Source organism: Psychrobacter sp. ANT_H3, from assembly GCF_027919975.1.
In the GTDB taxonomy this organism is placed as follows: domain Bacteria; phylum Pseudomonadota; class Gammaproteobacteria; order Pseudomonadales; family Moraxellaceae; genus Psychrobacter; species Psychrobacter maritimus.
Window position 1 is genome coordinate 1 of the sequence record NZ_JAQISM010000030.1, and the last position, 13,802, is coordinate 13,802.

Annotated in this window: 10 protein-coding genes and 2 pseudogenes; 9 read left to right on the forward strand and 3 right to left on the reverse strand. The window is 40.7% G+C overall.

Translation table 11 applies throughout. The annotated features are described in order from the left end of the window. The coding region (locus PG901_RS12920) for a hypothetical protein (RefSeq protein WP_271134673.1) at positions 1 to 423 on the forward strand (423 nt) is incomplete at its 5' end. 34 nt (positions 424 to 457) lie between these two features. Here PG901_RS12920 and PG901_RS12925 read toward each other — a convergent pair. Then, on the reverse strand, positions 458 to 910 hold the full coding sequence (locus tag PG901_RS12925) for a PH domain-containing protein (RefSeq protein WP_201541384.1): 453 nt from the start codon (positions 908 to 910) through the stop codon (positions 458 to 460). A gap of 322 nt (positions 911 to 1,232) precedes the next feature. On the opposite strand from PG901_RS12925, the gene PG901_RS12930 reads away from it, so the two are divergent. Next, entirely contained in the window at positions 1,233 to 1,613 is a 381-nt protein-coding gene (locus PG901_RS12930) for a hypothetical protein (protein WP_198331044.1), read from the forward strand. A 199-nt stretch (positions 1,614 to 1,812) separates the two neighbouring features. Here the strand turns inward: PG901_RS12930 and PG901_RS12935 are convergent. Continuing rightward, positions 1,813 to 2,226, reverse strand: a pseudogene (locus PG901_RS12935) (transposase); the annotation flags it as partial. A 407-nt stretch (positions 2,227 to 2,633) separates the two neighbouring features. Between PG901_RS12935 and PG901_RS12940 the strand changes: the two are divergent. From PG901_RS12940 to PG901_RS12955, 4 genes and pseudogenes are all read left to right on the forward strand, one after another. Then, on the forward strand, positions 2,634 to 3,266 hold the full coding sequence (locus PG901_RS12940; protein WP_265088406.1) for a hypothetical protein: 633 nt from the start codon (positions 2,634 to 2,636) through the stop codon (positions 3,264 to 3,266). Positions 3,267 to 3,391: 125 nt separating this feature from the next. Beyond that, a complete protein-coding gene (locus PG901_RS12945; protein ID WP_201624281.1) occupies positions 3,392 to 4,966 on the forward strand; it encodes a Dyp-type peroxidase in 1,575 nt (524 codons plus the stop codon). Positions 4,967 to 5,026: 60 nt separating this feature from the next. Next, a complete protein-coding gene (locus tag PG901_RS12950; protein WP_271134674.1) occupies positions 5,027 to 6,175 on the forward strand; it encodes a catalase family protein in 1,149 nt (382 codons plus the stop codon). Between the two features lie 219 nt (positions 6,176 to 6,394). Then, positions 6,395 to 7,321 (forward strand): annotated as a pseudogene (locus tag PG901_RS12955) (IS30 family transposase). A 69-nt stretch (positions 7,322 to 7,390) separates the two neighbouring features. Here PG901_RS12955 and PG901_RS12960 read toward each other — a convergent pair. Next, positions 7,391 to 8,296 carry a LysR family transcriptional regulator gene (locus PG901_RS12960; protein WP_201625135.1) on the reverse strand — a complete coding sequence of 302 codons (906 nt, stop codon included), beginning with the start codon at positions 8,294 to 8,296 and terminating at the stop codon, positions 7,391 to 7,393. A gap of 294 nt (positions 8,297 to 8,590) precedes the next feature. Here PG901_RS12960 and PG901_RS12965 point away from each other — a divergent pair, with 294 nt between their 5' ends. The 3 genes from PG901_RS12965 to lldD all read left to right on the forward strand — a co-directional run bounded on the left by PG901_RS12965 (position 8,591) and on the right by lldD (position 13,363). Then, entirely contained in the window at positions 8,591 to 10,297 is a 1,707-nt protein-coding gene (locus tag PG901_RS12965) for an L-lactate permease (RefSeq protein WP_271134675.1), read from the forward strand. 59 nt (positions 10,298 to 10,356) lie between these two features. Next, positions 10,357 to 12,078 carry a D-lactate dehydrogenase gene (dld, locus tag PG901_RS12970; protein WP_271134678.1) on the forward strand — a complete coding sequence of 574 codons (1,722 nt, stop codon included), beginning with the start codon at positions 10,357 to 10,359 and terminating at the stop codon, positions 12,076 to 12,078. 142 nt (positions 12,079 to 12,220) lie between these two features. Beyond that, complete coding sequence (lldD, locus tag PG901_RS12975) at positions 12,221 to 13,363, forward strand: FMN-dependent L-lactate dehydrogenase LldD (protein WP_271134676.1); 1,143 nt, start codon at positions 12,221 to 12,223, stop codon at positions 13,361 to 13,363. The last annotated feature ends 439 nt before the right edge of the window (positions 13,364 to 13,802 follow it).

Here is a 13,802-nt window from a genome sequence, read left to right on the forward strand (position 1 = left end):
GGCACATTAGATAAGGAGTTAGACCTTATCTTAAAAGAAGGGTTTTTACCGATAGGTGACTGCGTTTTTCTAGAAAAAACATTCCCTTCAAGCTATGCTCGCTGTTCAATTAAAAAACATGAGATTGAAAGAGAGTTTACTGATTTTTCGGGTTATGAAGTTTCGACCAATAGGTTTCATATTGAAGATTTTACAGACCAAGATCCGTTTATCCAGTCCATCATATTTTCTAATAAATTCAAGAAAAAGTGGCTTATGTATTTCCCTTTAGAGAGCGTTAATATAACAATAGGTTTTCAAAATGATGAGATTGGGAGTTTTGCAACTTTCACTTTTCACAAGAATAGGAACGGTGAGGTAGTGCATGATCTCAATAGCCTTGAATTATATGATCAGCCTATATACGTTGAAGTTCTATCTTGAAGTTCGACTCCTGTATAGCGCATCGATCTATAGGCTAACTCTTTATCAGCCCATTATTATCATCAGTTTTTAATGCTGGCACACGTTCTTGTATTGCATGATAGAACCTAATTTTGTCTTTTGGTGATATCACTATGCTACCACCTTCATATTTTATCTCAATCCTATCTAAGGACAGTGCTGGAGCAGATAAAGTACTACTGGTAGGAGTGATACGGGTGATGTCTTTCAATGAAATGCTCTGAGTAGAAAAACCATTTTTCACTAACAATGTATCAGCTGTCAAAGTGTACTTTATGTTAAAAAACAGTACCAATAGCAGTAACGCAGTTGGTATGGTAAAAAGGCTAATAAATATTATTCTTTTGATAGAACTATTGTTGTACATCCATTCCCATACAGGCACCAAAACGAGTAGTAAGCTAGAACCTAATATTAAAAACGCCAACCAAAAATCAATCTTTGATGTAAATATAGTATTTATCATAATTTGTTAGCAGAAAGCCTTTAGTTAATATTTATATTCGAATAGCTCAGTTCATGTACACCACGAAGTACACTGTCATTATTTTAATAGATGTATTTACTAGCACATATAGTCTACAGGCAAAGGTTCAAGTCCTCACTAGGGTGCCGAACGATTATCATCAAAGCACACTCCATCACAGAGTATCAATTTTCTTGTAGAATTCCTTGGTTTAGTCGATAATATTTGATTAAAAAAAGCGTTGTATTTATATGCTTACCAGCTTTTTTGAACTCATTTTATAAGAAACTTAATTTATTGATAACTCGGTAAGGAAAGCTTAATGTCTAATTTTAGATTGGTAGTAGGAGCACTTACGACACTTATACTTATGAGTATAGGTTGTAGTCACAAAGAGCCTAACAGCGTTAATGAAGTAAAAGAAAACTCATCAGAAGCCATAACAAAAAACATCTCAGAAGAAGTAGAGGTGCGTGGAAATTTTAAAAGAAGCTTTGAAGTATATCAGCTAGAGGCAAATGGCAAAACTTACTATGTGGCAGATCCAAAACAGCTTTTGATAGAAAACTCTAATAAGATTGGTCAAGACGGTTACTACAAATCGTTCGAAACTTGTGTGGTTGGAGTAATTGGCTCTGAAGGTGGTTACGGGCCTACTGGTAAATATGAAAACAAAATTACAGTTAGCAAAGTCTGTGTTTAAAAAAGGTGTACAGCTAATAGCCCAACGCCATTCTAGGAGGTAGCGTGTTATTAGACCATACCAAATCTATACGTTGACAATAATTATCACTAACATTCCTATTCAATATTTTAAACAAACATAGGTTCATTTATTAGGATTTTTGATGCGGAAATGAGACCATCCCAGATTCTGTGTAACTGCCCTTTAGATTACATGCTTACTGATACGAGATTAAATGCTTACTGAGACGATCATCAAACATAATCATAAAGCGATTTAAAGCAGCCGTCCAGTTACGGATCGGCATCGCCCACTTTTTGGATGCCTGCTGAGTTGCTAAGTACACCACTTTAAATGCAGCTTGATCAGACGGGAATATTTTAAGCTTATTCACCGCCGTCCGAATCACACTGTTTAGTGATTCTATCGCATTAGTGGTATAAATCGCTTTTCTGATATCTTTAGGGTAGTTAAAGAACACCGTTAAGCCCTCCCAATTACTGCGCCAAGACTTGACCACATGCGGGTATTTACCCCCCACCTCATCGAATTGCTCGAGATTGACCTCTGCTATCTCAAGCGTATCAACGCCATGGATGGCCTTTAAATCAGCCGCTAGGGCCTTATTATCCATTCATAGGGTAACCCTCCCAAACTTAAGACACCTAATAAATAGAATTACGCTGGGCACAGCCTAAGTTTCTGCACCAAGGATGGATGGTGAATAATCTACCTAAAGTTTTTCATGATATAGGCCATATCGATTTTATAAAGAATTAACTATAAAACAATAACTATAAATTTAAAATTTTGTTCAAAATTTAAATGAGAGTGACGTTTGCTCTCTGTTTAATTTTGTGTGAATAACTTGCTCCGCTTCGAGATTTTTATCATGTCTGATATGGTAAGAACCAATAAGTTGATAGCGAATCGACAACTTATTTTTATAAATATATTTTGTACAAGGTATCTTTTTAGAAGATATCTTTCTATAAAGCATTTCCAAATAATAACAACATAATTATAAGGGCGAATATTATGAGTACTGATTCTAAAAACAATAATGCTAAAAAAAATAAAAAACCTGTTATCGATAACTCTGAAGATCTAAAAGACAGAATCACTGAGTCTATCGATGCTTTTAAGCTGCGTGCCAATCTTCTGATGGCCAATATAAAAGAAGGCGGGGATGATGGCTACGATCATTCAACGACCACTGCCGGTGAGAAAGGGCTTAAATCAGGTAAGGTTTCAGAGTTAACGGTTATCGCACCTCTAAAAGAAGGCGGTGCAGAGCGTCTAAAGGAAATTTTAAAAATCGCTGGCGGCAATCTAAAAGGTGCCACGCGGGTTGGGACGTTGCACGATTTGCGCTTTGTATTTTTAGATGATGATACTAGAGTGCTATTTTGTACCGCTTATGATGGCGATTGGGACCCTTATATCGACGACTTTGCGACCAAAATCCCTGAGCTAATGGATATCTTATTTGGCAGCGTTGAAGGTTGGCCTGGCATTAAAGACCCCAGTGTCAAACAGTTCATTCTAGATCATCAAATCACTGCCGCCGGTTGGTATGTGGGTATCCCGCATCTTACAATACAAGATATTCGCCGCCAAGACCGCATCGTCAAAGGCATTAATAAAGCGTTGGATGAAGCACAGTCTTAATGCGGGTAGTGAAGCGGTAAGATATTACTAATTTATGCCATTCTTTTATATCACCATTTTTAAATGGTGGACGATATAAAAGAATGGCAAAGTAAACTCATAAAATGATAAGAATAGGTTTAATAATGAGTAAAAATACTGGAAATAATAATAAGAATGATAGTACCTCAAAAGACAATCATCCTTTAACCACCAAATTACACGAATTGAAAGATGAGTTCGGCAATCGTATCGAAGACAGCAATTTTGAATCTTGGTTAGCAGATATTAAAAAAGAAGTCGGCGATGGTATCGAGACACTAGCCCATAAAGCACGCGGCGTCTTTAATCCAAACAAAGTCACTATGCAATTAGAGGATATTCAATCTATTATTTTACGCGATCGACCGACGCCTTATTTCGGCACGGTCGTCGCCCTAAAGATTAACAATGCACAAGTCGGGCGGCAACTACTCAAAACCGTTTTGCCAGACGTGACTGGCAGTAAAGAGTGGCATAAAGACATGCAGGCGACGCTATCTATTGTCATGACTTATGACGGTTTAGAGGCGCTAGGCGTGCCGCAGTCATCACTAGATAGTTTTCCAGAATCCTTTAAAGCAGGTATGGCAAAGCGAGCGGAAAAGCTGCGTGATTTCGATATCAATGCGCCCGAAAACTGGGCTGTTCCTTTTGGTGAACAGGGCGATATCCATGTTTGCGCGGCGATTATTGCTGATAGCAAAGAAAAGTGGCAAATAAAGCTGAAGGAGCTGCAAGACAATATTCAGCCATATATCGATGAAGATAATCCAGCAAAGGGCGATATTGAAATTCTCATGGAGCATGCTTTCGGTTCAGACAATAACGTTAAAAACGTCTTTGGTTATCGTGATGGCATCAGCAACCCAGAGATTAAAGGCAGCGGTATTCAGACACCGTCCAGTAATACTGATGATGCCGTTGCAGCAGGGGAGTTTGTATTAGGTTATGAAGGAGAGGCGGGCACGATAGCACCAATGCCGCAGCCAGAAATCTTGGGCAAAAACGGCTCGTTTATGGTACTGAGGGCTTATAACAGTCATGTGGCCGCCTTTAATAAATTTCTAAAAGAAAATACGCAGAGTGACGAAGAAGCGGAGTTACTGGGCGCAAAAATGTGGGGACGTTGGCGTTCAGGTGCGCCTTTAGTCTTGTCTCCTGAGCATGATGACCAAACGCTTGGTGATGATCCGAGCCGTAATAATGATTTCGGTTATAAAGATGACCCTTATGGTAAAAAATGTCCATTTGGTGCGCATGCTAGGCGTATGAATCCAAGAGACAGCAAAGACTTTATTTTATCTGATGTGCGTTTGCATCGTATTGTTAGACGCAGCGTTGGTTTTGGTGAGGCATTGTCGCCCGATGTAACTGAGGATGATGGCAAAGAGCGCGGGTTATTCTTTATTGGTATCAACGCCCATGCTATGGAGACCGTTGAGTTTTTACAATCTCAGTGGATCAATGATGGTAATTTTATGAGCTTAGGAGAAGAAAAAGATCCGATGCTTGGTGTCCATCATGGCGATAAAGACGCAGCTGCCGATACCTTTACCGTACCTGCTGACCCTATTCGTCAGCGCTATCACGGTATCGAAACCTTCAATACCTTGTACGGCGGTGAGTATTTATTTATCCCAAGCTTATCGGCATTAGAATGGATTAGTGAATTGTCTTAGAAGTTTAAAAATTACGTTTTCTTTACAAGAACAGCTACTTATAAAAAAGGATTAAAAAAAATGTTAAAAAGATTATTTAAACCTAAATATGTGCCTTATGATGCAAAATATATTCAACTGAGCGCAGAAGACGAACGTAATATCCGCACCATTACCGACGATATTAAAAGCTATATCGCTCGAAGTGATAAGGCCAGTGACATTGATTATCACACGCGCGATGCCCATGCCAAAGGCTACTGCGCCCTTAAAGCCAAGTTTGAGATATTAGACAATCTGCCTGCTGAATACGCGCAAGGTTTTTATGCCAAATCAGGCATTTATGATGCCGTCATCCGTTTTTCTAATGGTGCCTCGCGTGTTTCGCCTGATCGTAAGCTTGGCTTAGCGCAAGGCTTAGCGATTAAGGTCTTTGATGTAGCAGGTGAAAAACTAGCGCCAGGCGAAGAAGACAGCACTAACTTTGATTTTAATTTGATCAATCATCCGGTGTTTTTCTGTAATCGAATCGAAGATTATGCTTATATCTCTAAGCTGTTTTTAGAGCTACCAAAATACACTGAAAAAGGCGCAAGAGGTAAAGCGCAATTGGCTTTTAATTGGTTAACCAACTATGGCTCAAGGTTACCGACCAAAGAATCTTTTAAAACCTTTAAAGCAGTTGGTGGATTTACAACGATTGAGCCAAAAAACACCTTACTTTATGATTTCCATTCACAAGGCGTGGTGCGTCATGGCGACTATATGGCGAAGATAAGAGTCACGCCAACCAAAGCAGCGGCTAAGAAAATCACCCGTCGTAAGCTTGATGTAAATGCACGCGAGGAAGCTGTTCGCCCGCTGATTATCGATGAAATACGCGAGCATGATTATCAGTTTGATGTCCAGATTCAGCTTTGTCGTCATTTAAAAAAGCAGCCGATTGAAGAGATAACCACCGAATGGAAAGAGTCAGATGCACCATTTGTGACGGTAGCAACGCTGACGATTCCTTGCCAAGATGTGCCTGATGACGGTCATTTTGATATTATGGAACACTTGTCTTTTACGCCATTTCGTTGCTTAGAGGAAAACCGTCCAATTGGCAATTTGCAACAGTCGCGTCTAAAAGCATATCAAATAGCCTCGCAGACTCGTCATAAACTGAATGACATAAAACGCCGCGAGCCTAAGAGCTTAAAAGAAACCTTTGATAAGTCATTCTTTTAACTGTGTCTAAATTGAACCGCCCGACTATATCGGAGAGCGTTTTACTTGAGTCAGGCAGCAATGCCTGACCGAATCAAATTATCATAATACCGCTTTGCAAATTCAAAAGGTGGCACTTAGATTAACACATGAAGTGCAATTTCAAAGAGCAGGTGAAAAAAAGACCTAGATGCGCTAGCATCAAAGTCTTTATCCACCGACCAAAGTGAGATTGCAACCATGAACTATACGCATCTAAGCCTAGGGGAACGATACCAGATTTATGCCCTTATAGGGGCAGAATATAGTATTAAATTTATAGCTGACACATTAGGCAGAAGCCCTAGCACCATATCGAGATAAATCAGACGCAATAAAAGCCTACGAGGTTACCGAGCAAAGTATGCTCATAACAAGGCTTGTGACAGACGGTCTAACAACGCAACAACTATTGTGGCTGACATCTGGGCATGGGTGACAGACAAGCTTAAAGAGAGCTGGAGTCCTGAGCAAATAGCGGGGTTTCATGGTGGTATTAGCCACATGAGCATCTATCGCTATATATGGACAAACAAGCGTAAGGGGGGCAGGTTATGGCAGTGTCTCAGACGTAAAGCCAAGCCTTATCGGCAGCGTTTAACTGCTGAGACTCGTGGCCGTATCAATGACAGAGTCTCGATTCATGAACGCCCTTGTATTGTTGAAGAACGCTCACGTATTGGTGACTGGGAAACGGATACCGTTATCGGTCAGCATCACAAGCAAGCGATTGTAACGCTCGTTGAACGTAAAACAGGGCTACTGAAGATGAAGCGTGTGGGTCATAAAACGGCACAGCAAGTATCAGAGGCAATGATAGGACTCTTAAAGCCAGTGAGGTTGCAGGTTAAGACCATTACCTCTGACAATGGTAAAGAGTTTGCTCAGCATAAGAAGGTGAAACAAAAGCTCTTTAGCCTTTTCTTCTTTGCCGATGCTTATGCGTCATGGCAGCGAGGAACCAACGAGAATACCAATGGCTTGATCAGAGAGTACTTGCCTAAGGGTTGTGACTTTAGACAAGTCTTTGACAATGAGATGCAGAACATTGAGAACAAACTAAATAACAGACCAAGAAAACGCTTAGGGTTTAAAACGCCTATGCAGGCGTTCTATAATATTAATTAGCGTTGCACTTGGTATGTTAATCTAAGATTCCATTACTCTTTTTACATACATCAAAAACAGGCTTATTACTTAGCAGTAGTAAGCCTGTTTTTGATGTAATGAGTCTTGCAAATGTGCAACGAGCAGTTTTAACTTTTGATCCGGTTGTCTGGCCTTAGGATAAACAGCATATAGGCCAAGCTTCTTGCTGGTAAAACATTGCAAAATCTGCGTGAGTGTATTTTGCTGTATTTCCTCATAGATCAACACTTGTGGTAAAAAAGCGATACCTAAATCGCTAAGCGCGGCTTGTTTAATTGCACTCAGATGATTGCTATGAAACCGACCATGGACAGATATTAATTGCTCTTTGCCGTCTGTATATAGCGGCCATGTACTGTTAGCCGTATTATCAAACTTGTAAACTAAGCACTCATGATTTTGTAACTGTTCAGGAGTTTGAGGCGTACCATGTTGCTTTAAATAGGCTGGAGTCGCGCATATAATCCACTGGCTATCTATAAGGCGCCTTGCAATGAGTGAAGAATCTTCAAGCACAGCGGTCCTTAGTGCCAAATCAAATCCTTCTTCTATCAAGTCAACCAATCGATTGGTAATTTGTAACTCTACCGATACTTCAGGGTGTTGTTTACAGAATTCGGCAATAGATTCGCTAAATATGAAATTCGCAGAGACCACAGGCATGGTTATACGTATATGGCCTTTCATATCTTCGCCGTAACCCGTGACAGCATTTTCAGCGTCTTGAAAGGCGGATTTAGCAATTTTAGCTTTGTTATAAAGCGTCCTGCCTGCATCGGTTAAGCTCAACTTTCTAGTGGTTCTATAAAGCAGTTGTGTATTTAAGTTCTCTTCTAATCTCGCAATGCGCTTGCTCACTACTGAGTTCGTCAATGATAATTTTTCAGCGACTCTAGAAAATGACCCTTCTTCAACAACTTGAACGAATAAAATCATGTCATCAGCTTTGGTCACACTTGTTCTCCAATTGCAGTAATGCGGATTAGATTATAGCAAAAAAGGAAAATAACATTGTCCATTGATGCAATATATCAATGAATTAACAAGGCGTAGACTATTTCAGGGCATTTTTAACATTGGGACATAAACTGTCGCAAGTCGTGCTCAGCTTTGTCTACAAGACAGATTTAGTAAATAAGCAGTCCCTATTTGTGAATATTTAATACAACTTAGTCATCATGAATTCGTCAAAATAAAGGCTTCGATGACTTGGTTCAGGGAAGATCACACAATCAAAAGGATGTAATTTTGAATCAAACAATATATGGGCTTTTGGCATTACTGCCAATTGTTCTCTGTGGTATTTTTCTGATAGGTTTGCAATGGTCAGCTAAAAAAACAATGCCAATCATTTTAGTGGTTACCGCTGCGCTTGCCATTTTTATATGGGATATGACGCTTAACCGAGTGTCATCATCTATTATTCAGGGTTTGGTCATTACGGTTTCGGTATTGTGGATAGTCTTTGGTGCTATTTTTTTGTTGAATACATTAAAACATACTGGTGCAATCGCCGTTATCCGTGCTGGGTTTACCAATGTGTCGCCAGATAGGCGTGTGCAAGCCATTATTATTGCATGGTGCTTTGGTTGCTTTCTTGAGGGCGCCTCTGGTTTTGGTACAGCTGCCGCTATTGCAGCGCCTTTGCTGGTGGCAGTAGGATTTCCGGCGCTGGGTGCGGTGTTGATGGGAATGATGATACAAAGTACACCTGTATCATTTGGTGCGGTCGGTACGCCTATTGTGATAGGGGTAAATGATGGGTTAGATAAAGCTGCCATTAGTGCTCAGCTGGCACAAGAAGGGCTACAGTGGGATAGCTTTTTGCAGCTTATCACCAGCGAAGTCGCCATTATTCACGGTGTCATTGGTACGTTTATGCCACTTTTTATGGTGATGATGCTCACTCGCTTCTTTGGTAAAAATAAAAGCTGGCGGGAAGGCTTTGCGATTTGGCCGTTTGCGATTTTTGCAGGCTTGGCATTTACAATCCCTTATATGATAACCGGTGTTTTTTTAGGGCCAGAGTTTCCGTCACTGGTCGGTGGCTTGGTCAGTATTACTATCGTTGTTAATGCTGCTAAAAGAGGGTTTTTGGTACCAAAAACCATATGGGATTTTGAACCGCAAAAAAACTGGCCGAGTGAATGGCTTGGTAAGTTAGTGGTCAGTAAAGAAGATATTACGCTGACCTTGAGTGATAAGAAGATGTCCACCCTTATGGCGTGGTTCCCTTATTTACTGGTTGCCCTTTTACTGGTGTTTTCAAGAGTATTTACAGGCTTTCAGTCTTTACTTAACAGTGTGGCAGTAGACCTAACCTCGATTTTAGGTGAGACAGATATCAGTGCCAGTTTTAGTCCTTTATACTTACCAGGCGGCTTGTTACTAATTAGTGCTTTGGTTGCCGCCGCTTTTCAAACTAGAAAGTCCGTCAGCGCACTAAACAGTGCCTTTAAAGAATCAGGCAAAACTGTACTAGGGGCAGGTTTTGTACTTATCTTTACGATTCCAATGGTTAGAATTTTTATCAATTCCGGCATAAACTTATCAGATGTGGCGAGTATGCCAGTCGCCAGTGCAGAGTTGTTTTCAGGTACTTTTGGCAATGTTTTTCCATTGATTGGTCCAACCATTGGAGCGTTAGGAGCCTTTATCGCGGGTTCTAATACCGTATCTAACATGATGTTCAGTCAATTTCAGTATGAAGCGGCGATGAGCTTAAATATTTCACCCTCTTTAATCATAGCGGCTCAGGCTGTTGGTGCGGCAGCCGGTAATATGATTGCCATACACAATGTAGTGGCGGCATCAGCTACGGTGGGTTTACTTGGTATGGAGGGCTCGACGCTTCGTCGTACTATTTTACCTACCCTATATTATGTGTTGTTCTGTGGCATCATCGTTATGGCTGCAATTTACATTTTTGATTTTCAAGGTCCTCTAACATCATGAATGACACAGCACATGATAAGGCAAGTCGTATCTCTTCAGCAAAGCTTTCAGCAGTAAACATGCCTTCTCAAGACATACTCAGTTCTGATCAAGTCTTGGATAAACTCACAGACGTACTGGGCGCGCGCAATGTTCAGGCTGATTCAGAGAAAAACAAATACTATAGAATGGGCTGGCGCTCTGGTGGCGGCAACGCGTTAGCGGTTTTGTTTCCACAAACATTGCTGGAGATTTGGCGTTGCCTAGAAGTGTGCGTTGAGGGTAACTGCATTATTATCATACAAGCGGCCAAAACAGGCCTAACCGAAGGCTCAACGCCAAGCGGTAATGACTACGATAGACCTGTGGTAGTCATTAATACGCTAGCAATAGACCAACTATATTTGATAAATGATAATGAGCAAGTAATCAGTTTGGCTGGGGCGACGCTACACCAACTACAAAGTCAGCTGAAAGCGGTGAATAGAGCACCGCATTCGGTGATTGGTTCCTCGACTTTAGGGGCGTCTATTATTGGTGGGATTTCGAATAACTCGGGAGGATCTTTGGTAAAAAGAGGCCCTGCTTACACTGAATTGGCTTTGTTTGCGCAGATTAATGCACAAGGTAAGTTGGTGTTGGTCAATCACCTAGATATAGGGCTAGGGGATACCGTGGAAGAAATACTGACGAGATTGCAAAATGGTAATTTTGATAAAAGTAAGCTGCCTGACAGTGGCAAGATGGCATCAGACAAAGAATATATTACCAGAGTAAAGGACGTTGATGCCAATACGCCAAGCCGGTTTAATGCTGACAAGCGCAGACTGTATGAAGCCAGTGGCTGTGCCGGTAAGCTGGCGGTTTTTGCAGTACGCTTGGATACTTATGCCACTGCTAAAAAAGAGAAAACCTTTTACATAGGCACTAACAGTGTGAGTGAGCTTGCACAGCTCAGAAGGCAGATACTATCAAACTTCGACAATATCCCTGAAGTGGGCGAGTATATGCATCGCGATATATTTGATATATCCGCTAAATATGGTAAAGACACTTTTTTAAGTATCAAACATCTCGGTACAAATGCCTTACCTAGGTTATTCTCTATCAAAGGCGCTATTGACGCTAAATTTCATAAGTGGTCGTGGTTGCCAAAGCATTTCACCGATAAAGCAATGCAGTTTATAGCTAACTTATTTCCAAGGCATTTACCTGAGCGCATGATGGCGTACCGTGATAAGTACGAGCATCATCTTATAATAAAAATGAGTGATGACGGTATAGTGGAAGCACAAAATTTTTTACAGTCGTTTTTTGCGGCATCAAAAACCGGTAGCTATTTTGAATGTAGTCAAGAAGAGTCAGAAAGCGCCTTTTTAAATCGTTTTGCAGCAGCTGGTGCCGCATTAAGGTATGAGGTTATCCATGAAAAAGAAGTCGGCGAGATATTAGCGCTCGATATTGCCATACCACGTAACGAATTAGAGTGGCTTGAAACCTTACCTGAAGGAATTTCACAGTACTTAGAAATGAAGCTGTATTACGGACACTTCTTTTGTTATGTGTTTCATCAAGACTATATTTTGAAAAAGGGCAGTGATGCTCAATATGTAAAAACGATGATGCTAGAGCTGTTGAATCAACGCGGTGCAAAATATCCTGCTGAACATAATGTTGGTCACTTATATGAAGCAGAACCTGATTTGCAGAACTTTTATAAAAGCTTAGACCCAACCAATACCTTTAATCCTGGCATTGGTAAAACATCAAAAAATAAATGCAACTGCTCGTGCTGTGTGTAATAGCGAGATCATGACTATTGTCTTAGCATTTATACTCATTGCCAGATTATACGAAAGATATATCATTTAGCACTAATCAATACACCATTAGAGATATTAAAAATATTACATAGATATCTAACAGAATAAAAAGGGTAAGCGTATGATTATTTCATCTCCAAACGACTACAGGGCTGCTGCCAAACGCCGACTGCCACCATTTCTATTTCATTATATAGATGGCGGTGCTTATGAGGAATATACCTTAAAACGTAATGTTGAAGATTTATCGAAAATTGCCCTTAGACAACGTGTACTAAATGATATGTCACTGCTTAGTCTCGAGACGCAGTTATTTAATGAAACTCTGTCTATGCCTGTCGCGTTGTCACCCGTGGGTCTGACAGGTATGTATGCCCGCCGCGGAGAAGTGCAGGCCGCTATGGCAGCCGATCAAAAAGGCATTCCGTTTACCATGTCGACAGTTTCGGTTTGTCCGATTGAAGAAGTAGCGCCTAAAATTAACCGTCCGATGTGGTTTCAGCTTTATGTATTAAAGGACCGAGGTTTTATGAAAAATGCCTTGGAGCGTGCCAAAGCGGCGGGGTGTTCGACCTTGGTTTTTACGGTGGATATGCCGGTACCAGGCGCACGCTACCGAGATATGCACTCTGGTATGAGTGGTAAAAATTCAGCTATGCGCCGCTACTTACAGTCTGTGACGCATCCACAATGGGCTTGGGATGTGGGGTTGAAAGGTCGACCTCATGATCTGGGCAATATCTCTACTTATTTAGGCAAGCCAACAGGATTGGAAGACTATATAGGCTGGCTAGGTAATAACTTTGACCCCTCTATTTCTTGGAAAGATTTAGATTGGATTCGCGAGTACTGGGATGGACCTATGGTCATCAAAGGTATTTTGGACCCAGAAGATGCCAAAGATGCGGTGCGTTTTGGGGCAGACGGCATAGTCGTATCCAATCATGGTGGGCGACAGCTGGACGGTGTTTTATCCAGTGCACGGGCGCTGCCTCTTATTGCCGATGCGGTTAAGGGAGAGATTAAAATTTTGGCAGATTCTGGTATACGTAATGGCTTAGATATTGTGCGCATGTTGGCTTTGGGGGCTGATATTTGCATGCTAGGGCGCGCGTTTATTTATGCTTTAGCAGCGAATGGCGGTGCAGGGGTAAGCAATTTACTAGAACTACTAGATAAAGAGATGCGTGTTGCGATGACCTTGACTGGCGCCAAAACGATTGCTGATATTAATTCAGATTGTTTGGCAAAACTGGATAATTGAACCGAGTCTGTAGAGTTTATAAGTACATGAAGTGAGCTCACTGAAAAAGAAATGACTCACTTTATTTCTTTAAACAAAGGCATAAATATATATTTGGCCCTGTTATTTACGAAGCATTATATTGGACAGTTGCTAATAAGTTGTATTAGCCCAGAGAAAGAAAGTAGTATAACCAAAAAATGTAACCAGTATATCGTAGAAATTAAACTTAAATCCGTTAGTTTAGTCATCGAGCATAAGAGTAAAATTTATAATATTATTGACTATCCTAGAGATAGACAGATCTACCTTACAGAAATGGCTAACTTAATATCAACAAAAAATAAATGATTAACGCCTAAAACTGGCAACGTCTTGATTGATGAGCAACAAGAGCTTCAAGAGCCACATAAACAGGCTAAGTGGCTTACCATAGAAAAATTACGCTTAAGACCACACG